Here is a 25628-nt window from a genome sequence, read left to right as displayed (position 1 = left end):
TTCGACAGACAGGTAGGTCATGGCCGCTCACAACCGCCGCATGTCCGGCAAGAAGGGCGCGCAGGTCGGCAGCGGCGGCCAGCGGCGCCGCGGCCTGGAGGGCAAGGGCCCCACGCCCCCCGCCGAGATGCGCAAGGGACACGTCAAGCAGCGCGCCGCCCAGGCGAAGGTGCGCCGCAGCCAGGGCCGCCCGCCGCAGCGCCGCGGCGGCCGTTCCGCCTCGGAGCTGGTCGTCGGCCGCAACCCGGTCGTCGAGGCGCTGCGCGAGGGCGTGCCCGCGACCACGCTGTACGTCCAGCAGTTCATCGACAACGACGAGCGGGTCCGCGAGGCGCTCCAGCTCGCGGCCGAGCGCGGCGGGCTCAACCTCATGGAGGCGCCCCGCCCCGAGCTGGACCGCATGACCAACGGGCTCAACCACCAGGGCCTGGTCCTCCAGGTCCCGCCGTACGAGTACGCCCACCCCGAGGACCTGGCCGAGGCCGCGGCGGACGCGGGCGAGGACCCGCTGATCGTCGCCCTCGACGGCGTCACCGACCCGCGCAACCTCGGCGCGGTCGTCCGCTCCGTCTCGGCCTTCGCCGGGCACGGCGTGGTCGTCCCCGAGCGGCGCGCGGCCGGGATGACCGCCGGTGCCTGGAAGACGTCCGCGGGTACCGCCGCCCGGACGCCGGTGGCCCGCGCCACCAACCTCACCCGTGCCCTGGAGGCGTACCAGAAGACGGGCATCACGGTCGTCGGCCTGGCCGCCGACGGCGAGGCCGAACTCGGTGACCTGGAGGCCCTGGGGGGTCCCGTCGTCATCGTCGTCGGCAGCGAGGGCAAGGGCCTGTCCCGGCTCGTCGGCGAGACCTGCGACATCCGGGTGCGGATCCCGATGCCGGGCGGCGCCGAGTCGCTGAACGCGGGCGTCGCGGCCGGGATCGTCCTCTACGAGGCGGCCCGCAGGCGCGCCTGAGCGCGGGGCCCGGCCGGGACGCGGTCCGCACGCGGACCCGGCCCGGCCTGTTCTCGTACGCGCGTGCGTGTGTTCACCCGGCCGGGCATATCCGTCCGTTCGGGGCAAGCTTGACGCGGTCCGGACAGATCCGACGGGTCAAGGCAGTGTCCTAACACCCCATCACTCGGTTAGATGAGTGTGGACACCAGAACACCCCGCACACCCACGGGGGACCGCTCGTCGGGCTACGACGACGCTCCCGCGCTGAGCATGGTGAAGGTGCCGAGCGATCCGGCGCAGGTCATCGTCACTCACGCGAGCTTCCGCGTGCAGCTGGGCGCCGCGTCGCGGCGCACCCTGTCCCCCCGCCTCGCCCGGCACCCGAGCGTCACCGACCCCGCCGTGCGCGTGCCCGCCGCCGGGGCGGCGGGCCGGGCCGCCCCGCGCCGGCCGCTCGTGTGGAGCGGCCGCTCCGCCCCCGACGACACCGGCGCCCACCGGCTGCTCCAGGCCGTGCGCAGCGGCAGCGTCCGCTACACCGAGGACCCGTCCGCCGACGCCGGAGCCACCCAGGTCATCCCGCGCGTCGACGCCGCCCCCGGCTACGGCGGCTACGACGACCTCGACCGCACCGTCGAGACCCCCGTCGTCGGCGCCCAGCGCTCCCCGGAGCCCGGCGAGACCCGGCTGCTCCCGCAGATGCGCAGCGCGGGCAGCGCCTACGAGGAGCAGTACGGCGAATCCGCGTACGACACCCGCCCCGCCGCGGGCGCCGCCGGACCGCCCTACGGTCACCCCGGCGGCGGCCTCGCCGCGGACACCGGCGCCTACGGCTACGACGAGGACGCCACCCGCGACGCCCCCGCGCCCGGCACCCGCCGCCGCGGCAGGCGGCACGGCGACGACCCGGCCCGCCACGCCTACTACCCGGGCCGCCGGATGAACCTCGGCGTGGTCCTTCTGCCGCTGCGGATCTTCCTCGGGTTCGTCTCCCTCTATGCCGGCATGGGCAAGCTGTGCGACCCGCTCTACTTCGACGGCGGCAAGCGCGGCTCCATGGTCAAGTGGCTCACCTCCCTGCACCCCTGGGAAGTCGCCGAGCCGCTGCGCCAGTTCGCCCTCCAGCACCCGGTGGGCTCCGGCCTCTCCATCGCCTTCCTCCAGGTCATCGTCGGCGTCCTGACGGTCCTGGGCTGCTGGCAGCGGGTCGCCGGGGTGGTCGGCGCGCTGCTCTCCGCCGCGATCGTCGTCACCGTCAGCTGGCGCACCGTCGCCGTCTACGACACCCCGGACATCATCTTCCTGGCCGCCTGGTCCCCGTTGATCATCGCCGGTGCCCCCGTCTACTCCGTGGACGGCCGGCTCGCCGCGTCCGCCTGGCGCCGCCTCGGCCCCCGCGCCGACCTGTGGGACCTGCGCCGGTACGTCTTGCGCCGCGGCGCCCTGATCACCGTGGTCGTCGCCGGGCTCACCCTGCTCGTGGGCGCGCTGCTCGGCGGCGCGGTCCGCGACGCCGACCGGGTCGTCGTGCCCGGCCCCGGCGAGTCCCCGCGCAACGAACTGCCCGGCTCGCCGCTGCCCAGCAGGCCCGGCACCGGCGCGGGCACCGGGCACAGCGGCTCCCCGTCGGCCTCCACCTCGCCCAGCCACCGCGGCACGTCCGCCGGGCCGACCGGCGGCCCCGCGGCCACCCCGGGCGCCACCCGCGGCAGCGGAGCCACCACCGGCGGCGCGCCCAGCCAGACCCAGGGCACCACCGGCCATGTCCCGCCGCGCCACTCCGCCCCCGTCCAGCAGGCGCCCAGCACCAGCGCGGGCCCGACCTCCGGCGGCTCGGCCTCCGGCGGCACCGGATCCGGCGGCTCCGGCGGCGGCGACACCCAGCCCTCCGGCTCCGGCGGCGGCAACTCCTCCTCCACGGGCCAGCCCGGACTGGTGGGCGGTCTGCTCGGCTAGGGCCTGTCCTGGCTCCGGCCGTGACGGCCCGAAGGGCCCCGCACCATCGTGGTGCGGGGCCCTTCGGCTGCGTACGGGGGAGGGGCGCAGGCGTCCTGCCGGGGCGTCACCGGCCCAGCGCGGCCAGCTCCTTGGCGGCCTCCGTGAGGTCCTTGGCGGTGTCGATGGCACGCCAGTAGGCGCCCTGCGGGATCGGGAAGCCGGCCAGCCGCAGCTCCCTGGCCAGCCGCGGGAAGGTGCTGCGCTCGTGGTCGCCGCGCTCGGGCAGCAGGGAGGTGAAGCCGGGGGAGAAGACGTAGACGCCCGCGTTGATCTCGAAGGTCGACGGCGGTGCCTCGATGAAGTCCGTGATGTGCCCGAAGCCGTCCGTCTGCACGGCGCCCCACGGGATGCGCGGCCGGGCCAGCGCGAGGGTAGCGACCGCGTCGCGCTCGGTGTGGAAGTCCGCCATGTCCCGCAGCGAGAAACGGGTCCAGATGTCGCCGTTGGTGGCGTACCAGGCGCGCTCGGGATGCGGGAGGCGGGCGGCGGCGAACTTGAGGCCGCCGCCGCGGCCGAGGGGTTCCGGCTCGACGACCGTGGTCACCCGGACGGGCAGCTCCGCCGACTCCAGCCACTCCTGGAGCACCTCGGCGAGGTGCCCGCAGGAGATCACCACGTCCGTGACGCCCTCCTCGGCCAGCCAGGCGAGCTGGTGACCGATGATCGGAGTGCCCGTACCGGGGATCTCGACCATCGGCTTGGGCCGGTCGTCGGTGTAGGGGCGCAGCCGGGAGCCCTGGCCACCGGCCAGGACCACGGCTTGGGTGGGGCGGGACGCCGCATTCGGATGGGTCATGCCGGAACTCTACGTGCCCCCGCGCGGCGGCCCGCGCCGGTGACCGGTACGCCGCTGTACGGCGCCCGTCCGGCGCGGGCCCTGACGCTGCCGGGCTCTGCTGGTGACCCGGTCCCGGCTCAGCCCTGGGCCGCGAGGACCCCGGAGGCGAAGGAGGTGTCGCAGACGGGGCGGGAGAAGGCCTGGGCGCGCGTGGGGCCGTAGATGCGCACGGCGGCCCGGCCGAGGGTGCGGGCGATGGAGGCGCAGTGCCCGGCCAGCGAGGGCCGGTCGTTGACCGCCTGCTGGAGGTGGGTGAGCGCGACGCCCGGGTCCTTCTCCTGCAACTCCGTCAGCAGATGGTCGCGGAGCACGTCCTGCGGGGCCCGGGGAGGAGTGGCGGCCCCGGGCGCGGACATGTCGGACGCGGTGAGCACCGAGTTCGAGGGGTTCCCCGACCAGTTGACTCGGGTGACCGCGAGGGTCCCGGAGAGCACCAGGACGACGGGCAGGACGAGGGCGAGGGAGCGGCCGATCCGGCGGGCGGGGCCCCGGCCGCGTCGCTTGGGTTGCGTGGTGGAGTGCTTCACGCGAGTGAGGGTAGCGCCCGGTGATGATTTGGCGACATTTAGTCACCCCTTCGAGCGACGGCGTACCGCCCTTTCCCTGGTGGCGTGTTGACGCACACGGCTCGAAATGTCCTGTGTGTCAGGGTGGTCCGGAGACAGCGAGAAGGGCCCCGCAGCAGTTCGCGGGACCCTTCTCGTCAACTCGGGTGAATCACCCGGATCATTCCCGGGGTTTCAGCCGTAAGCGTCATGCGCCCGGCTGCCGGGGGTCAGTCCGTCAGGCGCTCGCCGGTCGAGGTGGAGAACACGTGGGTCTCGCCCGCCCGCGGCACGACGTGCACGGTGGCGCCCTTCTCCGGGACCGAACGGCTGCTGACGCGGACGACCAGGTCCTTCGTCCCGCCGTCGACCTCGACGGTGCCGTAGATGTAGCCGTCGGCGCCGGTCTCCTCGACGACGTTCACCGAGACGGCGAGGCCGGCCGGGGCGTCGGCGCTGTCCTTGGCCAGGGAGGCGGCCGCGCCGCCGTTGTGCTCGACCACGTCGAAGTGCTCGGGGCGCACACCCACGGTGACGGTCTTGTCACCCTTGTCGGCGGCGGCCTTGAGCGCGTCGCGGTTGACCGGGACGACGCTGTTGCCGAACTTCACGCCGCCGTCGGTGATCGGCACCTCGACCAGGTTCATGGCCGGGGAGCCGATGAAGCCGGCGACGAACAGGTTCGCGGGCTTGTCGTACATGTTGCGCGGCGAGTCCACCTGCTGGAGCAGGCCGTCCTTGAGCACCGCGACCCGGTCGCCCATCGTCATGGCCTCGACCTGGTCGTGGGTGACGTAGACGGTGGTGATGCCCAGGCGGCGCTGGAGCGAGGCGATCTGCGTACGCGTGGACACACGGAGCTTGGCGTCCAGGTTGGACAGCGGCTCGTCCATGAGGAACACCTGCGGCTCACGCACGATCGCGCGGCCCATCGCCACACGCTGGCGCTGACCACCGGAGAGCGCCTTCGGCTTGCGGTCCAGGTACTCGCTCAGGTCGAGGATCTTCGCGGCCTCCTCGACCTTCTGCCGGATCTCCGCCTTGTTCACACCGGCGATCTTGAGCGCGAAGCCCATGTTGTCGGCGACCGACATGTGCGGGTAGAGCGCGTAGTTCTGGAACACCATGGCGATGTCCCGGTCCTTGGGCGGCAGGTGGGTGACGTCACGGTCGCCGATGCGGATCGCACCGCCGTTGACGTCCTCCAGGCCCGCGAGCATCCGCAGCGAGGTGGACTTGCCGCAACCGGACGGGCCGACCAGGACGAGGAACTCGCCGTCCGCGATGTCGATCTCCAGAGCGTCGACGGCGGGCTTCTCGGAACCCGGGTAGATCCGGGTCGCCTTGTCGAACTGCACAGTGGCCATGGTGAATGGGCCCCCTTCTACCGGCAGGAACGTGCCGGACGATCCGAGTAGGAAGGCGGTTGCCACGACGGATGCCCGAAGGATCGTCCGCTGTGGTGATCGCGCGGTCCACAAGAGTGAACTGGCACAGGACGGTACCTGGCGTTCACCTGGTCTGTCAGTACTTGAAGGGGTGTGAACTTCGCGGAAATTCTCGACGGGCAGAGCAACGCACTTTTGACCTCGCCCGGGGCTTCCTGCTTCAGCGCCCACCGCCGACCACGTACAGCCCTGACGAACCGCACGTGCCCGGTCTCACACGGGCTCCACAGGCATGACGGCCGGCGGCCCGCCGGTCCGTACCGCATCAGCCGCCCTCACGCGGCCGCCGGACGGTCCTCCAGCTCCGACGCCCTGATCACCGACGGCGCCTTCCTCCCCGGCGGCAGCCCGGCCGCCACCAGCCGGTACAGCCGCATCCCCTCGTCCCGCAGATTCACGGCCGCGTTCACATCTCGGTCGTGGACCACACCGCACTCGGGACACGTCCATCCCCGCACGGACACGTCCAGCCCCGGACCGCTCACCCGGCAGGCCGAACAGCGGCGGGTCGACGGGAAGAAGCGGTCGACGATCACCAGCGTCCGCCCGTACCACTCGCACTTGTACCGCAGCAGCCGCACCAGCTCCCCCCAATGCGCATCGAGGATCGCCTGATTCAGCTTCGCCTTCCGCCGTCGCCCTTTGCCCCGCGCCGCACGCGACAGGGTCCGGACCGACAGATCCTCCACCACGAGCACTTGGTTCTCGCGCACGAGGCGGGTGGTCAGTTTGTCCAGCATGTCCCTGCGGACGTCACCGATGAGCGCGTACAGACGAGCGATCCGCCGTCTGGCCTTCTCCCGGTTCCCCGACCCCCTCACCTTCCTGTGCAGCTCCCGCTGCACCCTCGCCAGCTTCTCCCCGTACCGCCTCAGCAACCTCGGGTGAGCGACCTTCGTACCGTCGTCCAGCGTCACCAGCGACGCCAGCCCCAGATCCAGCCCGACCGCCTTCGGCTCCCGCGCAGACCCCACGAGAACCGTGGGCAGCGGGGGTATCCGCTCCTCCACGAGCACCGACACGAAATACCGGCCGGCCCGGTCACGCGTCACCGACAGCCGCACCGGCACCACCCCCGCAGGAAGCGCCCGCGACCAGCGGACGTCCAACGGCCGCGACTGCTTGGCCAGTGTGATCAGCCCCGTCCCCGGTCGCTCCGGATCCTCCACCCACCGGAAACCCGTCCGGACATACACCGCTCCGTCCGGCGACCGGCCCTTCCTCTTCCGACGTGGATACCGCCCCAGCCCCTTGAAGAACCGCTGGAACGCCTGATCCAGATGGCGCAGAGACTGCTGGAGCACGGTCGAGGACACCTCGGCCAGCCACCCCGTCTCCGCGGCCCGTCGCCAACCCGTCAACGCCCGGCACGTCTCCGCGAACCCGATGCTCACCCGGTGCCGCTCCCAGGCCCCCGACCGCAACGACAGCCCCTCGTTGTAGACCCACCGGCACGCCCCGAACGTCCGGCCCAGCTGCTCGGCCTGTTCCTCGGACGGATAGAAGCGGAAGCGGTAGAGGCGGTGCCGCATGTCCGCCTTCCGGGCATGGCCGTGCACGGGGGTCGCCGAACGGGTCTGGCGCTTGCGGCGGTCACCGATGCCCAGTGCCTCACGCTTGACGCGCCTGGCCTCCTCACCCTTCACCGCTGTCGGTGCCCCCGCCCGGTCCCCCATGACACCCTCCTCGCACTCCGCACCGTGAACAGCACGTCAGACCGATCAACGAACGAATGCTCGGAAAGTTACGGACGGTCTCCCGGAACGCACGAGCCGAAGAAGGTCGTGGCTGCGCGGGAGCCGCTCTGTGTACAGTGGGTCCGCCCTCTGCGCGCGGCGTTGTAGTGCGCGATGCCTCCTTAGCTCAATTGGTAGAGCAGCGATCTTGTAAGTCGCAGGTCGTCGGTTCGATTCCGACAGGGGGCTCCGCGAAAAGGCCAGGTCAGACAGTGTCTGACCTGGCCTTTTTCTGTGTGCTGGGGCGGGTGGGTCAGGGGGTGTGCAGGAGGGTTGCCAGGGTTTCGCGCAGGGTTGTCCGCGGGTCCGGGGCGGGGGTCCGGGTGCGCCAGGCGACGAAGCCGTCGGGGCGGACGAGGACCGCGCCGTCGGGGGTGGTGCCGTGGGCGGCGGCCCAGTCGGGGGCGGGGGTGTCCGGGGCCGGCGGGGCCTCGGGGGTGAGGTCGGTGCCGAAGCGGTAGGAGACCAGGGGGATGCCGGTGGTCTCCGCGACGCGGCGGGCCGCGGTGTGCCAGTCGGTGGTGGAGCGGGCGTCGCTGAGCAGGACCAGGGAGCGTTCGTACAGGTCGAGGGTGGAGACGCGCGCGCCGTCGTGCCGTACCCACAGGTGGGGGGCGCGGGTGCCGGGCTCGCCGGTGAGGCGGAGCGCGTCGGGCACGACGTCCTGGCTGTCGTCGGCGCCGACGACGGCGCCCCGGAGGTAGCGGTAGCCGAGGACGACGTTGAGGATGCCGCCGCGCTTGCCGCCGCCGATGCCGGGCGCGGGCGCGAAGCCGGGGTGGCTGTGCTCGACGGAGCGGGCGGAGGCGCGGGCGCTGGTGGCGGTGGCGACCGGGCGGCGCTCGGAGTCGTAGGTGTCCAGGAGGCCGGGGCCCGCCCAGCCGCCGAGGACGGCGGCGAGTTTCCAGGCGAGGTTGTGGGCGTCCTGGATGCCGGTGTTGGAGCCGAAGGCGCCGGTGGGTGACATCTCGTGGGCGGAGTCGCCGGCGAGCAGGACGCGTCCGTCGGTGTAGCGGTCGGCGACGCGTTCGGCGGCGCGCCAGGACGCCTTGCCGGTGATCTCGACGTCCAGGTCGGGGGCGCCGATGGCGCGGCGGATGTGCCGCTGGAGGCGTTCCTCGGTGAACTCGTCGAGGCTCTCGCCGTGCTCGGGGTGCCAGGGGGCGTGGAAGACCCAGTGCTCCTTGTTGTCGACGGGGAGCAGCGCGCCGTCGGCCTCCGGATGGGTGAGGTAGCAGCAGATGAAGCGGCGGTCGCCGACGACGTCGGCGAGGAGTTTGGAGCGGAAGGTGACGCTGACGTTGGCGAACAGGTCGCCGGGTCCGGACCGGCCGATGCCGAGGCGGTGGCGGACGGGGCTGCGGGGGCCGTCGGCGGCGACGAGGTAGTCGGCGCGGACGGTGTACCGCTCGTCGGTGGCGCGGTCGCGGACGGTGGCGGTGACCCCGTCGGCGTCCTGCTCGAAGGTCTCCATCTCGTGGGAGTAGCGCAGGTCGCCGCCGAGGGCGCGGGCGCTGTCGAGGAGGACGGGTTCGAGGTCGTTCTGGCTGCACAGGCACCAGCCGGTGGGGCTGAAGCGGGCCATGCCGCCGCCCGGGTCGATGTGCTTGAACAGCCATTCCCCGGCGTCGCCGACGAGGGTGGGGGTCTGGAGGATGCCGTGGTTGCCGGCGAGCAGGGAGGCGGCGTCCTTGACGGCGTCCTCGACGCCGGCCGTGCGGAGCAGCTCCATGGTGCGCACGTTGTTGCCGCGGCCGCGGGGGTGGTGGGAGGTGCCGGAGTGCCGTTCGACGAGCAGGTGGGGCACGCCGAGGCGGCCCAGGAAGAGCGAGGTGGACAGGCCCACCAGGGAGCCGCCGACGATGAGGACGGGTACCCGGTGGTCGGCTTCTCGGTGCATCGGTGCCTCCAGGGGCGGGGTGGGGCGCGGGTGCGTCGTGGGGGGCGCGCGGGGGCGTGGGGGCGCGGGCGGGTGGGGGCCCGTCGGTGTCTCCATGCCCGGTGCGGGGGCGGTCCGCGTGCGTTCGCGGGGGCAATCACCCCTGTGATCACCCACGTGGTGCACACGAGTCGCGCACTGATCACAACCGGCACAGGATCGAGATCACGCTGACGTCGCGTCACCCGCGGCGGGATGTCGGCGGAGCGAAGCCCTCTTCAGCCCCGTCAAGGAGACGTACGCAGATGACCGCCATCTCTGAGCGTGTTTCAGAACCCACCGAGCAGCAGGACTCGAAACGTGTCTCCCAGTCCGTCTTCGACGGTTCCCGGCTCCGGGTCGTCCTGCTGGTGGACGTCTACGACGGCGCCCAGCAGCAGTTCCTGGAGGCGTACGAGGAGATGGGCAAGCAGGTCTCGTCCGTCCCCGGGCATGTCAGCGACCAGCTGTGCCAGTCGATCGAGAACCCTTCGCAGTGGCTGATCACCAGCGAGTGGGAGAGCGCGCCGCCGTTCCTCGCCTGGGTGAACAGCGAGGAGCACGTGCGGATGGTGCAGCCGATGCACAGCTGCATCCGTGACACGCGGTCGCTGCGTTTCCACATCGTCCGGGAGACCGGCGGCGAGGCGGGCCGGGCGGCGGCGGGTGAGCGCCGGTTGCAGACGTCGCCGCGCATCGGTGACGGGGTGATCCGGCACGCGCTGACGTTCACGGTGAAGCCGGGCAGCGAGAAGAAGGTGGCCGAGCTGCTGGCGAACTACGAGTCGCCCACGGCGCGGGTGGACGACACCACGAAGCTGTGCCGTACGTCGCTGTTCATGCACGGCAACCGGGTGGTGCGGGCCATCGAGGTGCGCGGTGACCTGCTGGCGGCGCTGCGGCACGTGGCGCGGCAGCCGGAGATCCGGGCGGTGGAGGAGGCCATCAACCCGTATCTGGAGCAGGAGCGGGACTTCGCCGACCAGGAGTCGGTGCGGGTGTTCTTCACCCGGGCGGCCCTCCCGGCGGTGCATCACGTGACGCGCGGTCAGGACGACGAGGGGGCGCAGCGGCAGGCGCTGTCGTACCCGGCGCGGCCGGGGATGGGGATGCGGCTGGCGGAGCTGCTGGCCCAGCACGACGAGCGGGTGGCGGGCGACCCGGCCAGCCCGATCCTGCGCAGCACGGTCTTCGAGCGGGACGACGTGGTGGTCCGGCTGATCGACGTACGGGCGGGTCTCGACGTGGATCCGGCGGCGGCGCTGGGTCTGGCGGACGCCGCGCAGGTGTCGGAGCTGACGACGCTGCTCGACGAGGGCGCCGCGAAGAAGGACGGCGATCTGGCGCGGCTGCTCGCCCTGGCCCGGATGGACCTCGTCACCGACCGGCGCTCGGCGCCGGACGCCTGACGCCCCCCTTCAGCCGACGTACACACCACCGGAGGAACGACATGATCAAAGCCAGGCCCAAGATCGTGGATCTCGGTGAGACCGAGCCCAACACCCGGCGCGGAGGCGATCTGCGCGCCATGCTGACCCCGGCCACGGTGGGTTCCACCAGCGGCTTCATGGGGGTGGCGCTGGTGCAGCCCGGTGACCGCATCGGTGAGCACTACCACCCGTACTCCGAGGAGTTCGTGTACGTGGTGTGCGGTGAGCTGGAGGTGGACCTGGACGGTGAGGCCCACCCGCTCAGGCCCGAGCAGGGGCTGATGATCCCGGCGTACATGCGGCACCGGTTCCGCAATGTGGGCGAGGTGGAGGCGCGGCTCGTCTTCCACCTCGGTCCGCTGGCGCCGCGTCCGCAGCTGGGGCATGTCGACACGGAGGGCACCGCGGAGGAGGCGGTGCGGGTCGTGGCCGGGGCCGGGGAGCCGGTGCCGGCGGACGCGGCCGAGGCCCGGTCATGACCAGGCGGGTGGCGGTCACCGGCATAGGCGTGGTGGCGCCGGGCGGTATCGGCGCCCCGGCCTTCTTCGACCTGCTGGCGAACGGGCGGACCGCGACGCGGGGCATCACCTTCTTCGACCCGTCCGGGCTGCGGTCGCAGATCGCCGCGGAGTGCGACTTCGACCCGGTGGCCGCGGGGCTCTCCGAGGAGCAGGTGGCGCGCTGCGACCGCTACATCCAGTTCGCGCTGGCCGCGGGTCTGGAGGCGGTGCGGGACTCCGGGCTCGACCTCGCCGGGGAGAACCCCTGGCGGGTCGGGGTCTCGCTGGGCACCGCGGTCGGCGGCACCACGCGGCTGGAGAACGACTATGTGCTGGTCAGCCATGGCGGTGAGCGCTGGGACGTGGACCACGAGCGGTCGCGGCCGTATCTGGAGCGGGCGTTCACGCCGAGCACGCTGGCCTCGACGGTGGCCGAGCGGTTCGGGGCGCGCGGTCCGGTGCAGTCGGTGTCCACCGGGTGCACGTCGGGGCTCGACGCGGTCGGGTACGCGCTGCACACCGTGGAGGAGGGCCGGGCCGACATCTGCATAGCCGGGGCGTCGGACTCGCCGATATCGCCGATCACGATGGCGTGCTTCGACGCGATCAAGGCCACGTCGCCGAACAACGACGATCCGGCGCACGCCTCGCGGCCCTTCGACAACGACCGTGACGGGTTCGTCATGGGCGAGGGCGGCGCGGTGCTGGTGCTGGAGGAGCTGGAGCACGCTCGGGCGCGCGGTGCGCGGATCTACTGCGAGCTGAGCGGCTACGCCACCTTCGGCAACGCCTATCACATGACCGGTCTGACCAGTGACGGGCTGGAGATGGCGCGGGCCATCGAGACGGCGCTGGACCATGCCCGGCTGGACGCCACGGCGATCGGCTACGTCAACGCGCACGGCTCCGGCACCCGGCAGAACGACCGGCACGAGACGGCCGCGGTGAAGCGGGCGCTGGGCGGCCACGCCTACGACACCCCGATGAGTTCCATCAAGTCGATGGTGGGCCACTCGCTGGGCGCGATCGGGGCGATCGAGGTGGTGGCGTGCGTGCTGGCGCTGGACCGCCAGATGGTCCCGCCGACGGCGAACTACACGACCCCCGATCCCGAGTGCGACCTGGACTACGTCCCGCGGGTCGCCCGGGAGCGGAAGCTGGACAGCGTGCTCTCCGTGGGCAGCGGGTTCGGCGGTTTCCAGTCCGCGGTGATCCTGACCCGGCAGAGGGAGAGGGCATGAGCGCACCCGTGAAACGGCGGGCGGCCGTCACCGGTATCGGTGTCGTGGCGCCCAACGGAACCAGCACCGAGACCTTCTGGAAGTCCACCCAGCAGGGTGTGAGCGTCCTGGACCGGGTCACCCGCGAGGGCTGCGAGCGGCTGCCGCTGAAGGTGGCGGGCGAGGTGCGGGCCTTCGATCCGTCGGTCTCGGTCGAGGAGCGCTACCTCGTGCAGACCGACCGGTACACGCACTTCGCGATGGCGGCGGCCGACGCGGCACTGGAGGACGCCCGCCTCGGCCGGGCCGACACCGACGAGGCGCCGTTCGCCGCGGGTGTGGTGACGGCGGCCGGCTCGGGCGGCGGCGAGTTCGGCCAGCGGGAGTTGCAGAAGCTGTGGGGCAAGGGCCGCCGCTATGTGGGCCCCTGGCAGTCGATCGCCTGGTTCTACGCGGCGAGCACCGGCCAGATCTCCATTCGGCGCGGCTTCAAGGGGCCGTGCTCGGTGGTGGCAGCGGACGAGGCGGGCGGCCTGGACGCGCTGGCGCACGCCGCGCGGGCGGTGCGGCGCGGTACGGACGTGATGGTGGCCGGTTCGACGGAGGCGCCGCTCGCCCCGTACTCGATGGTCTGCCAGCTCGGCTACGGCGAGCTGAGTCCGGTGGCCGATCCGGAGCGGGCGTACCGGCCGTTCACGGAGTCGGCGTGCGGGTTCGTGCCCGCCGAGGGCGGCGCGATGTTCGTCGTGGAGGCGGCGGAGCGGGCCCGGGAGCGGGGTGCGCCGGTGCGGGCGACCGTGGCCGGGCACGCGTCCACCTTCACGGGTGCCTCCCGCTGGGAGCTGTCGCGCGAGGGTCTCGCGGAGGCGGTCCGCGCGGCGCTGGCGGAGGCGGACTGTGCCCCGGAGGAGGTCGACGTGGTCTTCGCGGACGCGCTCGGCGTCCCGGAGGCGGACCGGGCCGAGGCGCTGGCGATCGCCGACGCGCTCGGCGCGCATGGACGGCGGGTGCCGGTGACGGCGCCCAAGACCGGTACGGGCCGGGCGTACTGCGCGGCGCCCGTGCTGGACGCGGCGGCGGCGGTGCTCGCGATGGAGCACGGTCTGATCCCGCCCACCCCCAATGTCTTCGACATCTGCCATGACCTCGATCTGGTGACCGGCAGTGCCCGTGCGGCGCAGGTGCGCACGGCGCTGGTCCTCAGCCGGGGGCTCATGGGCTCGAACTCGGCGCTGGTGCTGCGGCACGGCACCGCCGGCGTCCCTTAGGTCTGACGTCAGGCCGGGCGGCGCCGGGAGGAACACGCCGGGAGCAACAAGGAGAGGAACCCGCATGAGTGACCGAATCACCGTGGAAGAACTGTCCGAACTCATGAAGAAGGCCGCCGGTATCACCGTCAGCCCGCAGGAGCTGGCGGACCGGGCCGACACCGGCTTCGACGAGCTCGGCATCGACTCGCTCGGCCTGCTCGGCATCGTGGGCGAACTGGAGAACCGGCACGGCATGCCGATGCCGGCCGACGCGGAGCGCTGCAAGACGCCCCGGAAGTTCCTCGACCTCGTCAACAGCACCCTTCTGGCAGGAGCCTGAGATGGCCGGACACACCCAGAACGAGATCACCATCGCCGCACCGGTGGACCTGGTGTGGGAGATGACCAACGACGTGGAGAAGTGGCCGCAGCTGTTCAGCGAGTACGCCTCCGCCGAGATCCTGGAGCAGGACGGTGCCCGGTGCACCTTCCGGCTGACCATGCACCCCGACGAGAACGGCACGGTGTGGAGCTGGGTCTCCGAGCGCGTGCCGGACCGGGCCACGCTGACCGTGAGGGCGCGGCGCGTGGAGACCGGGCCGTTCGCGCACATGGACATCCACTGGAGCTACGAGGAGGTCCCGGGCGGCACCCGCATGGTGTGGACCCAGGACTTCGCGATGAAGCCGGAGGCGCCGGTCGACGACGACTGGATGACCGACAACATCAACCGGAACTCCAAGGTCCAGATGGCGCTGATCCGGGACAAGGTCGAGCAGGCGGCGGCGTCCGGGCGGCGGCCCGAGCCGGCCCTGACCACCGACTGAGCCGGACCGGACGACAGGAGCGGATCCATGCACCAGGCCCTGATCGTGGCCCGGATGGCGCCGGGCTCGGCCCCGGACATCGCGCAGGTCTTCGAGGACTCCGACCGCGGGGAGCTGCCGCACCTGGTCGGTGTCACCCGGCGCAGCCTCTTCCAGTTCGGCGATGTGTACATGCACCTCGTCGAGGCCGACCGGGACCCGGGCCCGGCCATCGCGAAGGTGGCCGGACACCCCGAGTTCCGCGGCATCAGCGAGCGGCTGTCGGCGTACGTGAGCGCGTACGACCCCGAGACGTGGCGTTCGCCGAAGGACGCGATGGCCCGGCGCTTCTACCTCTGGGAGCGCGAGGGCCGCGGCTGACGCCCGCGCGGCACGGGAGGCGCCGCACGCGTCGGCGTGCGGCGGACGGACAACGGCCGCCGGGCCCGCACTGTCGCGGGCCCGGCGGCCGTCGTCGTGAGCGTCGCGCCCGGGTGTCAGGCGGGCACGGTGCAGTCGAAGGCGTGCAGATACGGGTTGACCGGGCTGATGTCGTCGATGACCAGACCGGCCGCCTCAAGTCGGCTCACCATGGACCTGGTGGTGTGCTTGGCGCCGCCGACGTTGAGCAGCAGCAGCAGGTCCATGGCGGTGCTGAAGCGCATCGACGGGGTGTCGTCGACGAGGTTCTCGATGACCACGACGCGGGCCTTGGGACCGCCCGCCTCCATCACGTTGCGCAGGCAGCGGGCGGTGGAGTCGTCGTCCCACTCCAGGATGTTCTTGATGATGTAGACGTCGGCCCGGACCGGGACGGCCTCGCGGCAGTCGCCGGGCACGATGTCGACCCGGCCGGCCAGCGCGCCGCCCTCGCGCAGCCGCGGGTCGGCGTTGTCCACGACACGCGGCAGGTCCATCAGGGTGCCGTGCATCCGGGGGTACTTCTCCAGCAGGCTGGCCACCACATGGCCCTGCCCGCCGCCGATGTCGGCGACCGAGTCGGCCCCGGACAGGTCGAGGAGTTCGGCCACGTCGCGGGCGGACTGCCGGGAGGAGGTGGTCATCGCCCGGTTGAAGACGTCCGCCGACTCGGGGGCGTCCTCGTTGAGGTAGACGAAGAACTCCTTGCCGTACAGGTCCTCGACGACGTTGCGGCCGGTGCGCACCGCCTCGTCCAGCTTGGGCCAGGCGTCCCAGGTCCACGGCTCGGTGCACCACAGCGAGATGTTGCGCAGGCTGTTCGGGTCGTCCTCGCGCAGCAGCCGCGACATGTCGGTGTGCGCGAAGGTGCCGTCGGGGCGCTCCTCGAAGACGCCGTAGCAGGCCAGGGCCCGCAGCAGGCGGCGCAGCGGCTTGGGTTCGGTCTTCACCGCGGCGGCGAGGTCCTCCGCGGCCAGCGGGGTGTCGCCGAGGGCGTCGGCCACGCCGAGGCGGGCAGCGGCGCGCAGGGCGGCGGCACACGCCGCCCCGAACACGAGCTCCCTGAGCCGCATGGACGGCGGTGGGGCGGTCTGAGCGGTCGTCATGTGCCGCCTTCCTTCCTTGGGTGTTCGGTGGGTTCCGGGTGGCCCGGCTCAGCACAGTCCCGCGGGCCTGGAGGCCGCGCAGGAGTTGTCCTGGAAGGTGTTGCCGCGCTGCGCGCTCTCCTGGTCGACCAGGTCGGCGGGGGCGTTGCTCCGGAGCGTGTTGCCGTGGACGCGGTTGTCGTCGCTGGTGGCGCCCACGAAGCTCTTGAAGAGGACGATGCCGCCGGACAGCGGGGAGGTGCCCGAGTTGCCGGTGACCGTGTTGCCGGTGACGTCGGTCTTCTCGGCGCCGGTCAGGACGATGCCGGAGCCCTGGAGGAAGGGCAGCCGGTCGGTCTTGGCGCAGTACTTGTTGTTCTGTACGACGCGGTTGTCGCGCACGGTCAGCGCGCCGGCCTTGGGCTTGTTCTCGTCGCCGACGACGAAGACGCCCGCGCAGTTGCCGGTGACCTCGTTGGCGGCGACGGTGAGGTTGCGCAGCCGGCGGACGGTGACGCCGATCCGGTTGCCGCTGAGCAGGTTGTGCGCGACCAGCGATTCCTTGCTGTCGGCCGCGCCCTGTTCGGCGGTGATGGTGTTGGCGAGGAAGATGCCGGCGTCGCCGTTGTCGCGGGCGGCGTCGTGCTCGTACGTGCTGTGCTCGGAGCGCTCCTCGGCGAAGCCCCACACGCCGTTCTTGTCGGAGAGCACGTGCCGCACGGTCAGTCCGTCGGCGCCGACGGAGACCATCCCGGCGCGGGAGTAGCCGGTCAGGGCCAGGTGGGAGACGGTGACGCCCATCAGGCGCTTCGTCTTGGTGCCCGCCACGCAGATGCCGTTGCCGCGCTTGCCGCAGTCGTCCGTGGCCTTGGCGGCCGGGGTGAGGACGGTGGCGGGGCCGCTGCCGCGCAGGGTCAGACCGGGCGTCGTGATCTTGACGCTCTGGCGGTAGGTGCCGGGCAGGACCAGCACGGTGTCGCCGGGCTGTGCGGCGTCCACCGCCTTCTGGATCGATTCCCCGGCGTGGACCAGGTGCGTCGTCGGCACCGAGACCGGCGCGGCGGCGGCGACACCGGAGCCGACGAGCGCCGCGGCGCAGACCAGCAGGGAGATGTGGCGTTTCGTCATATTCTGTACGCTATGACCCGATGACCCTCTGGACTGCCCGATGGGCCGTCCGGCGGCGTGTCGGCGCGGGGGCCGGGCCCTGGGCTGTCGGGTGCGCCCGGCGCGTTGGGGCCGCCGGGGGGGGGCGGGCCGTGCGAGGCCGGGCCGCCGACGGGCCACGTGCGGCTGAGCCTGCCGACGGCCGTCCGTCACCCGAGCGGGCCCGCCGGCCGGTGGCGGCCCACGCCGAGCCGTCCCCGCGCGGGCCCGCCCTCACGCGCGCAGCGCGCGCCCGATCTCCAGCTGCACGGTCTCCGGCGCCCGGCCGTCCTCGATCTCCCACAGGCAGTTCTGGAGCACCCGCCCCAGCGTCCAGGCGCGCGCCCGCGCCCGGTCCAGGCCGAGCCGCGCGGTCAGCGCGTCGAAGCGCCACCGGGTCTCGGCGGGGTCGTAGCGGTCGCCGAGCGCGGGCATCAGGTCGAAGCCGGGATCGCCGGCGAGCGGCTTGGGGTCGATGGCGAGCCAGGGCGCGCGCCCGGAGGCGAGGACGTTGTCGTAGTGCAGGTCCCAGTGCAGCAGCCGGTCGCCGGGGCGGTCGGCGACCTCGCGCACGGCCGCCGCGCAGTCGGCGAGCAGCCGCCGGTCGGCGGTGTCCGGCACCCGCGCCAGCGCCCGCGGCACCTGCTCCAGCATCGCCCGCGCCACGTCACCCAGCCGCCGTACACCCGCCGGGGCCGGTACGGCGGTGAGCCGGGCGAGGAGCGCGCCGATCACCTCGACGGCCGCACGGCTGTCCGGCAGGTCCGACAGCGTCCGGGACGCGTCCAGCCGTTCGAGGAGGAGGGTGCAGGTGGGCGCGTCGTGGGCCAGCAGCCGTACGGCCCCGTCGCCGTCCCAGGCGCGCAGCGCGTCCGGCTCGCCCGCGCTCTCCTCGTCCAGCGGCTGAAGCTTGAGCGCGGCCGGTGCGCCCCCGGCCCGTACCACCGGAAGGACCAGCGCGCACACCCCGTACATCGGCGGCCCGTCCACGCGCAGGTCCCAGTCCGCGAGGAAGCGGGCCGCCCGCTCGGGCAGACCGGCGACGAACGCCCGGCCCGCCGCGCCGTTGAACTTCTCCTGCGTAGCGGCCAGCTCGGCGGGCACCTCGATCACGGTGCCGACCATACTGGCCGGTGTGGACGGGGTCATCCGGTTTCGGCGCGGGCTGCGGGCGGTGGTCGCGTATGTGCGCGCCGCCCCGGGGACGTACGTCTGGCTGACGGTCCTGTTCGTCACCACCGTCGCGCTGCACCGCATGTCACCGTCGTTCGAGGCGGACTTCCTGCGGCAGCGGTCCACGAACATCCACGAGCTGTCGGACAACCCGGTGCGGGTCCTGCTGGCCAGCGCCATGTGGATCCCCAGCGGGCGCTGGCTGCCGTACGCCGTCCTCTACACGGTCTTCCACGCGCAGGCCGAGCGGTGGACGGGCACCGTGCGCTGGCTGGCGGTGTGCGCGGCCGCGCACGTGCTGGCCACGCTGATCAGCGAGGGCGCGCTGCTGTGGGCGATCCGGCGCGGTGTGGCGCCCGCCTCCGCGGTCGACACCCTGGACGTGGGCGTCAGCTACGCGCTGGCCGGGGTGGTCGCCGTGCTGACCTACCGGATCCGCAGGCCGTGGCGGTATCCGTACGCCGCCGCCGTGCTCCTCTTCTTCGGCGTGCCGCTGCTGACCGGGCGCACCTTCACCGATCTCGGGCATTTCACCGCCGTACTGATCGGACTGGCCTGCCGACCGCTGGCCACCGGCCCCGGAAAAACACGGAATCCGAAGGAGACACCGGCCGCCACCAGGCATTAGCGTCCCGGACATGAGCAGCTCGGCAAGCACGGCCGCGGGCGGCGGCAGGCACGGCGGCACCGTGAACGGCGGCATCTCCCACTGGTTCGCCGACGACGGCCTCCCGGCCGTGCGGGAGCCGCTGACCGGGGACGCGAGCGCCGACGTGGTGATCGTCGGCGGCGGCTACACGGGCCTGTGGACCGCGTACTACCTGAAGAAGGCCGCGCCCGCGCTGCGGATCACCGTCCTGGAGCAGAAGTTCTGCGGCTACGGCGCCTCCGGCCGCAACGGCGGCTGGCTCTACAACGGCGTCGCGGGCCGCGACCGGTACGCGCGCCTGCACGGCCGGGAGGCCGCCGTACGGCTCCAGCGGGCGATGAACGACACCGTGGACGAGGTGATCCGCGTCGCCGCCGAGGAGGGCATCGACGCGGACCTCCACAAGGGCGGAGTCCTGGAGGTGGCCCGCACCCCCGCCCAGCTGGCCCGCCTGAAGGACTTCCACGCGCACGAACTGTCCTACGGCGAGCAGGACCGCGAGCTGTACGGCGCCCGCGAGACCGCAGCGCGCATCCGGGTCGCGGACGCGGTCGGCTCCACCTGGACCCCGCACGGCGCCCGCCTGAACCCGGCCAAGCTGGTCAAGGGCCTGGCCGGGGCGGTGGCCGCGCTCGGCGTGACGATCCACGAGGCGACCCCGGTCACCGAGATCCGCCCCCGCCGCGCGCTCACCCCGTACGGCACCGTCAGCGCCCCCTACGTGCTGCGCTGCACCGAGGGCTTCACCGCCTCCCTCAAGGGGCAGCGCCGCACCTGGCTGCCGATGAACTCCTCGATGATCGCCACCGAGCCGCTGACCGGAGCGCAGTGGGAGGAGCTGGGCTGGGACGGCCGCGAGGCCCTCGGCGACATGGCGCACGCCTACATGTACGCGCAGCGCACCGCCGACGACCGGATCGCGCTCGGCGGACGCGGCGTCCCCTACCGCTTCGGCTCGCGCACCGACAACGACGGCGGCACCCGCCCGGAGACCGTCCGCGACCTGCGCGACATCCTCACCGGCTTCTTCCCCTCGCTGGCCGGGCTGCGCATCGCGCACGCCTGGTCCGGGGTGCTCGGCGTGCCGCGCGACTGGTGCGCCACCGTCACCCTGGACCCGTCCCGGGGCCTCGGCTGGGCCGGCGGCTACGTCGGCTCGGGCGTCGCCACCGCCAACCTCGCCGCCCGCACCCTGGCCGACCTGGTCCGCCTCGACTCCGGGCAGGCGGGCCCCACCGAGCTGACCGGGCTGCCCTGGACCGGCCACAAGGTCCGCAAGTGGGAACCGGAGCCGCTGCGCTGGCTGGGCGTGCAGGGCATGTACGCCACCTACCGCACGGCCGACCGCCGGGAGGCGCTCACCCACAGCGCCCGCTCCTCCCGGCTGGCCCGGGTCGCGGACCGGGTGGCCGGACGGCACTGAGGCCGTCCCGTACCTGGACGCAGAAGGAGGGTCCCGGGTGCGAACTCGGGACCCTCTCTGCCCCTCGCGGGTCTCTCTTTCAGACCGGCGACTCCGGCACCGCCTCCGGGGCCGTGGTGTGCTTGGGTGCGCGGGCTGTCACCATCAGGCCCGCGACCAGCCCGGCCAGCAGCATGACGGCCGCGGCCCACCAGATGGCGACGGTGTAGCCGTGCACGACACCCTCCGGTACCACTCTGCCCCGGTCGGCGGGGGAGCGCAGGTGGGCGGTGATGTACGCGGTGCTGCTGGAGATGGCGACCGTGTTGAGCAGCGCGGTCCCGATGGAACCGCCCACCTGCTGCGCCGTGTTCACGGTCGCGGAGGTCACGCCCGAGTCCTTCGGGGCGACACCCGCGGTGGCGGTGGCGAACACCGGCATGAAGGTCAGGCCCATGCCGAGACCCAGGAGCAGCAGCGCGGGCAGCACCTCGGTGGGATAGCGCGAGGTGACCGTCAGCCGGGTGAGCAGCAGCAGTCCGCCCGCCGCCAGCAGCATCCCGGGGACCATGAGCGCGCGCGGCGCCACGTGCTGGAGCAGCCGGGCCGAGATCTGCGTGGAACCGACGACGATCGCGGCGGTCAGCGGCAGGAAGGCCAACCCGGTCCGCAGCGGCGAGTAGCCCAGGATCTCCTGGAGGTAGTACGTCATGAACAGGAACAGCCCGAACATGCCGATCACGGCCAGCAGCATGGTCAGCAGACAGCCGGCCCGGTTGCGCTCGCGCAGCACGTGCAGGGGCAGCAGCGGCACCGGCGCCCGGGTCTGCCACCACACGAAGGCGGCGAGCATCGCGGCGCCCGCCGCGAACAGGCCGAGCACCAGCGGATCCGTCCAGCCGCGCGGCTGCGCCTCGCTGAAGCCGTAGACGACGGCGACCAGACCGCCGCAGCCCAGCACGGCGCCCGGCACATCGAGGCGTACGCCGGTGTGCGCCGGCCGGTCGTGCAGCAGGGCGAACGCGCCGAGCACCGCGACGGCGGCGATGGGCACGTTCACGTACAGGCACCAGCGCCAGTCCAGGTACTCGGTCAGCAGACCGCCGAGGATGAAGCCGATCGCCGAGCCGCTGCCCGCCAGCGCGCCGTAGATCCCGAACGCCTTCCCGCGCTCGCGCGGATCGGTGAAGGTGGTGGTGAGCAGGGAGAGCGCGGCCGGGGCGAGCACGGCCGCGAAGGCGCCCTGGAGGGCCCGCGCGCCGAAGAGCATGCCCGAGGAGGTGGCCGCGCCGCCGAACGCGGAGGCGGCGGCGAAGCCGACGAGCCCGATGACGAAGGTGCGCTTGCGGCCCACCAGGTCCGAGATCCGCCCGCCCAGCAGGAGCAGCCCGCCGAAGGCGAGGGTGTAGGCGGTGATCACCCACTGGCGGTTCGCGTCCGACATGTGCAGGGCGCGCTGCGCGGAGGGGAGGGCGATGTTCACGATGGTCGCGTCCAGCACCACCATGAGCTGCGCGGTCGCGATCACCACCAGCGCCCACCAGCGGTGCGCGTCGGAGGGGCGGGCGTGCCGGGGCTGATGCCGTGGGTGGTGTCGCGGAGCGTACCGGTGCAGAACGGAGGATTCACCTTTTCGGGTGATACTCATCCCGCCAGAAGAGCATGGATCGGGGCATGTCGCATCTCCGGTCGCCGTGCGGGGCGCGGTTGTCCACCGGGGGGAGCGGGACGGGGCCGGGGGGTTGTCAGTGGTCGGGTGCAGCATGGGGGCATGGCGAGGAGAGCGGGCGGCGGGACAGGCAGGGGGACCGGCGGGTCCGGCGGGATCGGCGGGTCCGGCGGGACAGGGGGTGGTGTGGGCGGTACGGGGCGTGTGGGCGGTACAGGGCGTGCGGGCGCCGGGCGGGCCGGGGTGAAGCCGCCGCGGCCGCCCGAGGTGCGGCTGCCCGCCCTGGAGGCGTACGCCGGTGCGGGGCTGGCGCCGGACGGGGACTACGACGGGCTGGAGTTCCGCGAGACGGACCTCGCCGGGCAGGACGGCGCGGGCGCCCGCTTCCTGGACTGCGCGCTGCGCGGCTGCGTCCTGGACGACACCTCGCTGCGCCACGCGCGGTTCCTCGACACGGTCCTCACCGGCGTACGGGGCGTCGGCACGAACCTCGCGGACGCGACCCTGCGCGATGTGGAGCTGACGGACGCCCGGCTCGGCGGGGCGCAGCTGCACGGCGCGGTCCTGGAGCGGGTGCGGATCCGCGGCGGCAAGATCGACTATCTCAACCTGCGCTCGGCCCGGCTGCGGGACGTGGTCTTCGAGGGCTGCGTCCTGGTCGAGCCGGACTTCGGGGGCGCCCGGCTGGAGCGGGTCGCGTTCGCGGACTGCGTCCTCAAGGGCGCCGATCTCGGCGGGGCGGTGCTCACCGACGTCGATCTGCGCGGGGCCGCCTCGCTGGAGATCGCCCGCGGGGTGGACCGGCTGGCGGGTGCGGTGATCAGTACGGGCCAGCTGCTGGACCTGGCGCCGGTGCTGGCGGCGGAGCTGGGGGTGCGGGTGGAGGACTGAGCGGAGCCGCGGCCGCCGCGCGTGACCGGGGCGCGGGCGCGGGCGCGGTTCAGGGCAGGCGCGGGAAGCGGGCCTGGAGGGTCCACAGGGCCGGGTTCTCCGCGAGATCCTCGTGCAGGTCGCACAGGTCCGCGATCAGGTCGTGCAGGAAGTCCCGGGCCTCCCGGCGCAGCGCGCTGTGGGAGAAGGACAGCGGGGGCTCCTCGGCCGGCATCCAGTCGGCCTCGACGTCCACCCAGCCGAAGCGGCGCTCGAAGAGCATCCGGTCGGTGGACTCGGTGAAGTCCAGCTCCGCCCGCTGCGGCCGGGACGCGCGCGACCCGGCCGGGTCCCGGTCCACCTGCTCCACGATGTCGCACAGCGCCCAGGCGAAGTCCAGCACCGGCACCCAGCCCCACGCGGTGGCCAGCTCCCGGTCGGTCTCGGTGTCCGCCAGATAGACGTCCCCGCAGAACAGGTCGTGGCGCAGGGCGTGGACGTCCGCGCGCCGGTAGTCCGTCTGCGGCGGGTCGGGGAAACGGGTGGAGAGCGCGTAGCCGATGTCGAGCACGTTAGGGATGGTGTCACGGCAGCCGCATAAGATCGCACTCGTGTCCCGTACCGCACCGTTTGCCCGAGCCGTCGGCGCGTTACTCCTCTGCGCCCTCCCCCTGACCGCCTGCGACGGCGGTGTCCATGGCAAGCCGGGCGGTTCCGGCCTGCGCGACCCGTACTTCCCGAAGGCGGGCAACGGCGGGTACGACGTGACCCATTACGGGCTCACGCTCGCCTACGACCCCGGCCCGCGCCGCCTCACCGGCACCGCCGTGATCACCGCCCGCGCCACCGAGGACCTGTCCGCCTTCGACCTCGACCTCCAGGGGATGGAGGTGCGGAGCGTGACCGTGGAGGGCCGGGACGCCCGGTTCAACCGGGCCGGGCAGGAACTGACGGTCCGGCCGCACGACGGGCTGGACAAGGGCGAGACGTTCAGCACCACGGTCCGCTACACGGGCACCCCGCAGACCCTCACCGACCCCGACGGGTCCAAGGAGGGCTGGCTGCCCACGTCCGACGGCGCGCTGGCCCTCGGCCAGCCGGTCGGCTCCATGGCCTGGTTCCCCTCCAACAACCATCCCTCCGACAAGGCCACTTATGACATCGCCGTCAGCGTGCCGGCGGACGGGAAGCTCACGGCCGTCTCCAACGGCGAGCTGACGGGCACGACCACCGCCAAGGGCCGCACCACCTACCGCTGGCACACCGGGGAGCCGATGGCCAGCTATCTCGCCACGGTCGCGATCGGCGACTTCGACGTGCGCCGCTCCACGCTGAAGAACGGCCTGCCGGTGTACACGGCCGTCGACCCGTCCCTGGCCAAGGCGAGTAACGCCGTGCTCGGGCAGCTCCCCGAGATCATGGACTGGGCGGAGTACAACTTCGGCCCGTACCCCTTCTCCTCCACCGGAGCGATCGTCGACCGCCTCCCGGACGGCAGCTACGCCCTGGAGACCCAGAACCGGCCCACCTTCCCCGGCGCCCCCGACACCGCCACCCTCGTCCATGAACTGGCCCACCAGTGGTACGGCGACTCCGTCACCCCCAGGAGCTGGCGGGACATGTGGCTCAACGAGGGCTTCGCCACCTACGCGGAGTGGCTCTGGGACGAGGACCACGACGGCCCCAGCGCCCAGGAGACCTTCCAGGAGCTGTACGACGGCGCCAAGGGCAGCGGCGTCGACAGCGACGAACTGTGGTCCTTCCCGCCGGCCCGCCCCTCCGGCGCCGCGCACATCTCCGACGAGCCCGTCTACTCGCGCGGCGCCATGGTCCTGCACAAGATCCGCCGGACCGTCGGTGACGACGCCTTCTACGACATCATCCAGGGCTGGGCCGCCACCCACCGCCACGGCACCGCCTCCACCGCCGACTTCACGGCCTACGTCGAGAAGAAGGCCCCCCACAAGGACTTCACCCCCATCTGGCACGACTGGCTCTACGGCGAGGGCAAACCGGCCCGTCCCTGAGGCGGGCGAGAACTCGGTGCCGTCCGTCCGCGCGGTCGGAGGACCGCGTCAGCGGGTCTCCGTGAGGGCCTGTTCGTAGGCCGTCCGGAGGAGTTCGGAGGCGCGGGGGTGGTGGGGGTTCGGGCGTGGGGTGCCCAGGTGGGTCTCGCGGAGTTCGTCCATGAGGTTCTGCCAGAGCTGCGGGCCGCCTTCCTCCAGGAGGCGGGCGCGGACGGTGAGTTCGGGGGTGGTCGGGCGGTGCCGCATGCCCCAGGAGCCGAGCGCGACCATGACGGGGACCGTCTGGATGCCCGCTTCCGTGAGGCTGTAGGTCGCCCGGTGTCCTCGCCCGGCCTGCTCACGGGTGAGGAGACCGCCGGTGACGAGGGCCTTGAGGCGGCTGCTGAGGATGTTCGACGCGATCCCCTCCTCGGAGTGGCCGAGCAGTTCGCGGAAGTGCCTGCGTCCGCCGAAGACCACGTCGCGCAGGACGATGAGGCTCCACTGGTCCCCGAGTGCCTCCACCGCCGCGTTGATCGCGCATCCGGACCGCGGTTCGTCCCGCATTCCCACCTCCAG

At 72.8% G+C, this 25628-nt stretch carries 24 protein-coding genes and 1 tRNA gene; 14 read left to right on the top strand and 11 right to left on the bottom strand.

Going from position 1 to position 25628, the window contains the following annotated elements; all coding sequences use genetic code 11:
* Positions 1–19: 19 nt before the first annotated feature.
* Positions 20–958, top strand: coding sequence for a 23S rRNA (guanosine(2251)-2'-O)-methyltransferase RlmB (rlmB, locus tag ACWDYF_RS14360; protein ID WP_389463188.1), 939 nt, complete (start codon positions 20–22; stop codon positions 956–958).
* A 174-nt stretch (positions 959–1132) separates the two neighbouring features.
* Positions 1133–2896: a DoxX family protein gene (locus ACWDYF_RS14355; RefSeq protein ID WP_389463186.1), complete on the top strand. Its 1764-nt coding sequence runs from the start codon at positions 1133–1135 to the stop codon at positions 2894–2896.
* Between the two features lie 106 nt (positions 2897–3002).
* Here the strand turns inward: ACWDYF_RS14355 and ACWDYF_RS14350 are convergent, their stop codons facing one another.
* The 4 genes from ACWDYF_RS14350 to ACWDYF_RS14335 form a co-directional block, all read right to left on the bottom strand.
* Positions 3003–3734, bottom strand: coding sequence for a nucleotidyltransferase family protein (locus ACWDYF_RS14350; RefSeq protein WP_018567010.1), 732 nt, complete (start codon positions 3732–3734; stop codon positions 3003–3005).
* Positions 3735–3853: 119 nt separating this feature from the next.
* Complete coding sequence (locus ACWDYF_RS14345) at positions 3854–4303, bottom strand: hypothetical protein (RefSeq protein WP_381737257.1); 450 nt, start codon at positions 4301–4303, stop codon at positions 3854–3856.
* 248 nt (positions 4304–4551) lie between these two features.
* Positions 4552–5688 (bottom strand): diacetylchitobiose ABC transporter ATP-binding protein MsiK, encoded by a 1137-nt coding sequence (gene msiK / locus ACWDYF_RS14340; RefSeq protein ID WP_381737259.1) that lies wholly within the window; start codon positions 5686–5688, stop codon positions 4552–4554.
* Positions 5689–6044: 356 nt separating this feature from the next.
* Entirely contained in the window at positions 6045–7445 is a 1401-nt protein-coding gene (locus tag ACWDYF_RS14335) for an RNA-guided endonuclease InsQ/TnpB family protein (RefSeq protein WP_389463181.1), read from the bottom strand.
* Between the two features lie 176 nt (positions 7446–7621).
* Between ACWDYF_RS14335 and ACWDYF_RS14330 the strand changes: the two genes are divergently transcribed.
* A tRNA-Thr gene (locus tag ACWDYF_RS14330) sits at positions 7622–7694 on the top strand.
* Between the two features lie 64 nt (positions 7695–7758).
* Here ACWDYF_RS14330 and ACWDYF_RS14325 read toward each other — a convergent pair.
* On the bottom strand, positions 7759–9405 hold the full coding sequence (locus ACWDYF_RS14325) for an FAD-dependent oxidoreductase (RefSeq protein ID WP_389463178.1): 1647 nt from the start codon (positions 9403–9405) through the stop codon (positions 7759–7761).
* Between the two features lie 284 nt (positions 9406–9689).
* Here ACWDYF_RS14325 and ACWDYF_RS14320 point away from each other — a divergent pair, with 284 nt between their 5' ends.
* From ACWDYF_RS14320 to ACWDYF_RS14290, 7 genes are all read left to right on the top strand, one after another.
* On the top strand, positions 9690–10832 hold the full coding sequence (locus ACWDYF_RS14320) for a SchA/CurD-like domain-containing protein (RefSeq protein WP_018567014.1): 1143 nt from the start codon (positions 9690–9692) through the stop codon (positions 10830–10832).
* 41 nt (positions 10833–10873) lie between these two features.
* Positions 10874–11332, top strand: a complete 459-nt coding sequence (locus tag ACWDYF_RS14315) for a cupin domain-containing protein (RefSeq protein ID WP_381737265.1) — start codon at positions 10874–10876, stop codon at positions 11330–11332.
* Complete coding sequence (locus tag ACWDYF_RS14310) at positions 11329–12594, top strand: beta-ketoacyl-[acyl-carrier-protein] synthase family protein (protein WP_381737267.1); 1266 nt, start codon at positions 11329–11331, stop codon at positions 12592–12594. Before ACWDYF_RS14315 ends, ACWDYF_RS14310 begins: the two co-directional genes overlap by 4 nt.
* Positions 12591–13841 carry a beta-ketoacyl synthase N-terminal-like domain-containing protein gene (locus tag ACWDYF_RS14305; RefSeq protein ID WP_018567017.1) on the top strand — a complete coding sequence of 417 codons (1251 nt, stop codon included), beginning with the start codon at positions 12591–12593 and terminating at the stop codon, positions 13839–13841. Before ACWDYF_RS14310 ends, ACWDYF_RS14305 begins: the two co-directional genes overlap by 4 nt.
* 64 nt (positions 13842–13905) lie before the next feature.
* Positions 13906–14163 (top strand): acyl carrier protein, encoded by a 258-nt coding sequence (locus tag ACWDYF_RS14300; RefSeq protein ID WP_018567018.1) that lies wholly within the window; start codon positions 13906–13908, stop codon positions 14161–14163.
* Between the two features lies 1 nt (position 14164).
* Positions 14165–14650: an SRPBCC family protein gene (locus tag ACWDYF_RS14295; RefSeq protein WP_018567019.1), complete on the top strand. Its 486-nt coding sequence runs from the start codon at positions 14165–14167 to the stop codon at positions 14648–14650.
* 27 nt (positions 14651–14677) lie between these two features.
* A complete protein-coding gene (locus ACWDYF_RS14290; RefSeq protein WP_381737270.1) occupies positions 14678–15010 on the top strand; it encodes a TcmI family type II polyketide cyclase in 333 nt (110 codons plus the stop codon).
* A gap of 116 nt (positions 15011–15126) precedes the next feature.
* Here ACWDYF_RS14290 and ACWDYF_RS14285 read toward each other — a convergent pair whose 3' ends face one another.
* The 3 genes from ACWDYF_RS14285 to ACWDYF_RS14275 form a co-directional block, all read right to left on the bottom strand.
* On the bottom strand, positions 15127–16155 hold the full coding sequence (locus ACWDYF_RS14285; RefSeq protein WP_381737271.1) for a methyltransferase: 1029 nt from the start codon (positions 16153–16155) through the stop codon (positions 15127–15129).
* A 48-nt stretch (positions 16156–16203) separates the two neighbouring features.
* Entirely contained in the window at positions 16204–17262 is a 1059-nt protein-coding gene (locus ACWDYF_RS14280; RefSeq protein WP_018567022.1) for a right-handed parallel beta-helix repeat-containing protein, read from the bottom strand.
* 252 nt (positions 17263–17514) lie between these two features.
* Positions 17515–18405 carry an aminoglycoside phosphotransferase family protein gene (locus ACWDYF_RS14275; RefSeq protein WP_389463171.1) on the bottom strand — a complete coding sequence of 297 codons (891 nt, stop codon included), beginning with the start codon at positions 18403–18405 and terminating at the stop codon, positions 17515–17517.
* Positions 18406–18415: 10 nt separating this feature from the next.
* On the opposite strand from ACWDYF_RS14275, the gene ACWDYF_RS14270 reads away from it, so the two are divergent.
* Together ACWDYF_RS14270 and ACWDYF_RS14265 are read left to right on the top strand one after the other, a co-directional pair.
* Positions 18416–19081, top strand: a complete 666-nt coding sequence (locus ACWDYF_RS14270; RefSeq protein ID WP_389463168.1) for a rhomboid-like protein — start codon at positions 18416–18418, stop codon at positions 19079–19081.
* Between the two features lie 10 nt (positions 19082–19091).
* Positions 19092–20525, top strand: coding sequence for an NAD(P)/FAD-dependent oxidoreductase (locus ACWDYF_RS14265; protein ID WP_389463166.1), 1434 nt, complete (start codon positions 19092–19094; stop codon positions 20523–20525).
* Positions 20526–20604: 79 nt separating this feature from the next.
* Here the strand turns inward: ACWDYF_RS14265 and ACWDYF_RS14260 are convergent, their stop codons facing one another.
* The gene (locus tag ACWDYF_RS14260; protein ID WP_389463165.1) at positions 20605–22152 is read right to left on the bottom strand and encodes an MFS transporter; all 1548 of its coding nucleotides are present in this window, start codon (positions 22150–22152) and stop codon (positions 20605–20607) included.
* Positions 22153–22275: 123 nt separating this feature from the next.
* On the opposite strand from ACWDYF_RS14260, the gene ACWDYF_RS14255 reads away from it, so the two are divergent.
* Positions 22276–23064, top strand: coding sequence for a pentapeptide repeat-containing protein (locus ACWDYF_RS14255; RefSeq protein WP_389463162.1), 789 nt, complete (start codon positions 22276–22278; stop codon positions 23062–23064).
* Between the two features lie 49 nt (positions 23065–23113).
* Here ACWDYF_RS14255 and ACWDYF_RS14250 read toward each other — a convergent pair whose 3' ends face one another.
* Positions 23114–23614 carry a hypothetical protein gene (locus ACWDYF_RS14250; protein WP_018567028.1) on the bottom strand — a complete coding sequence of 167 codons (501 nt, stop codon included), beginning with the start codon at positions 23612–23614 and terminating at the stop codon, positions 23114–23116.
* A gap of 7 nt (positions 23615–23621) precedes the next feature.
* Between ACWDYF_RS14250 and ACWDYF_RS14245 the strand changes: the two genes are divergently transcribed.
* Positions 23622–25070: a M1 family metallopeptidase gene (locus tag ACWDYF_RS14245; protein ID WP_389463325.1), complete on the top strand. Its 1449-nt coding sequence runs from the start codon at positions 23622–23624 to the stop codon at positions 25068–25070.
* A 48-nt stretch (positions 25071–25118) separates the two neighbouring features.
* Here ACWDYF_RS14245 and ACWDYF_RS14240 read toward each other — a convergent pair whose 3' ends face one another.
* Positions 25119–25616 carry a winged helix-turn-helix transcriptional regulator gene (locus ACWDYF_RS14240; protein ID WP_389463160.1) on the bottom strand — a complete coding sequence of 166 codons (498 nt, stop codon included), beginning with the start codon at positions 25614–25616 and terminating at the stop codon, positions 25119–25121.
* Between the last annotated feature and the right edge of the window lie 12 nt (positions 25617–25628).

Source organism: Streptomyces sp. NPDC003284, from assembly GCF_053589675.1.
The sequence above is the reverse complement of the archived record's forward strand: the minus strand, read 5'-3'. Positions and strand labels throughout refer to the sequence as shown.

What these genes read in the sequence shown, in the direction of transcription:
- ACWDYF_RS14245 (WP_389463325.1), top strand. Translation starts at nt 23,622, where the DNA reads ATGGTGTCACGGCAGCCGCATAAGATCGCACTCGTGTCCCGTACCGCA.
- ACWDYF_RS14285 (WP_381737271.1), bottom strand. Translation starts at nt 16,155, where the DNA reads ATGACGACCGCTCAGACCGCCCCACCGCCGTCCATGCGGCTCAGGGAG.
- ACWDYF_RS14240 (WP_389463160.1), bottom strand. Translation starts at nt 25,616, where the DNA reads ATGCGGGACGAACCGCGGTCCGGATGCGCGATCAACGCGGCGGTGGAG.
- ACWDYF_RS14305 (WP_018567017.1), top strand. Translation starts at nt 12,591, where the DNA reads ATGAGCGCACCCGTGAAACGGCGGGCGGCCGTCACCGGTATCGGTGTC.
- msiK (WP_381737259.1), bottom strand. Translation starts at nt 5,688, where the DNA reads ATGGCCACTGTGCAGTTCGACAAGGCGACCCGGATCTACCCGGGTTCC.
- ACWDYF_RS14300 (WP_018567018.1), top strand. Translation starts at nt 13,906, where the DNA reads ATGAGTGACCGAATCACCGTGGAAGAACTGTCCGAACTCATGAAGAAG.
- ACWDYF_RS14290 (WP_381737270.1), top strand. Translation starts at nt 14,678, where the DNA reads ATGCACCAGGCCCTGATCGTGGCCCGGATGGCGCCGGGCTCGGCCCCG.
- ACWDYF_RS14310 (WP_381737267.1), top strand. Translation starts at nt 11,329, where the DNA reads ATGACCAGGCGGGTGGCGGTCACCGGCATAGGCGTGGTGGCGCCGGGC.
- ACWDYF_RS14295 (WP_018567019.1), top strand. Translation starts at nt 14,165, where the DNA reads ATGGCCGGACACACCCAGAACGAGATCACCATCGCCGCACCGGTGGAC.
- ACWDYF_RS14355 (WP_389463186.1), top strand. Translation starts at nt 1,133, where the DNA reads ATGAGTGTGGACACCAGAACACCCCGCACACCCACGGGGGACCGCTCG.
- ACWDYF_RS14320 (WP_018567014.1), top strand. Translation starts at nt 9,690, where the DNA reads ATGACCGCCATCTCTGAGCGTGTTTCAGAACCCACCGAGCAGCAGGAC.
- ACWDYF_RS14325 (WP_389463178.1), bottom strand. Translation starts at nt 9,405, where the DNA reads ATGCACCGAGAAGCCGACCACCGGGTACCCGTCCTCATCGTCGGCGGC.
- ACWDYF_RS14350 (WP_018567010.1), bottom strand. Translation starts at nt 3,734, where the DNA reads ATGACCCATCCGAATGCGGCGTCCCGCCCCACCCAAGCCGTGGTCCTG.
- ACWDYF_RS14335 (WP_389463181.1), bottom strand. Translation starts at nt 7,445, where the DNA reads ATGGGGGACCGGGCGGGGGCACCGACAGCGGTGAAGGGTGAGGAGGCC.
- rlmB (WP_389463188.1), top strand. Translation starts at nt 20, where the DNA reads ATGGCCGCTCACAACCGCCGCATGTCCGGCAAGAAGGGCGCGCAGGTC.
- ACWDYF_RS14260 (WP_389463165.1), bottom strand. Translation starts at nt 22,152, where the DNA reads ATGAGTATCACCCGAAAAGGTGAATCCTCCGTTCTGCACCGGTACGCT.
- ACWDYF_RS14265 (WP_389463166.1), top strand. Translation starts at nt 19,092, where the DNA reads ATGAGCAGCTCGGCAAGCACGGCCGCGGGCGGCGGCAGGCACGGCGGC.
- ACWDYF_RS14315 (WP_381737265.1), top strand. Translation starts at nt 10,874, where the DNA reads ATGATCAAAGCCAGGCCCAAGATCGTGGATCTCGGTGAGACCGAGCCC.
- ACWDYF_RS14280 (WP_018567022.1), bottom strand. Translation starts at nt 17,262, where the DNA reads ATGACGAAACGCCACATCTCCCTGCTGGTCTGCGCCGCGGCGCTCGTC.
- ACWDYF_RS14275 (WP_389463171.1), bottom strand. Translation starts at nt 18,405, where the DNA reads ATGGTCGGCACCGTGATCGAGGTGCCCGCCGAGCTGGCCGCTACGCAG.
- ACWDYF_RS14255 (WP_389463162.1), top strand. Translation starts at nt 22,276, where the DNA reads ATGGCGAGGAGAGCGGGCGGCGGGACAGGCAGGGGGACCGGCGGGTCC.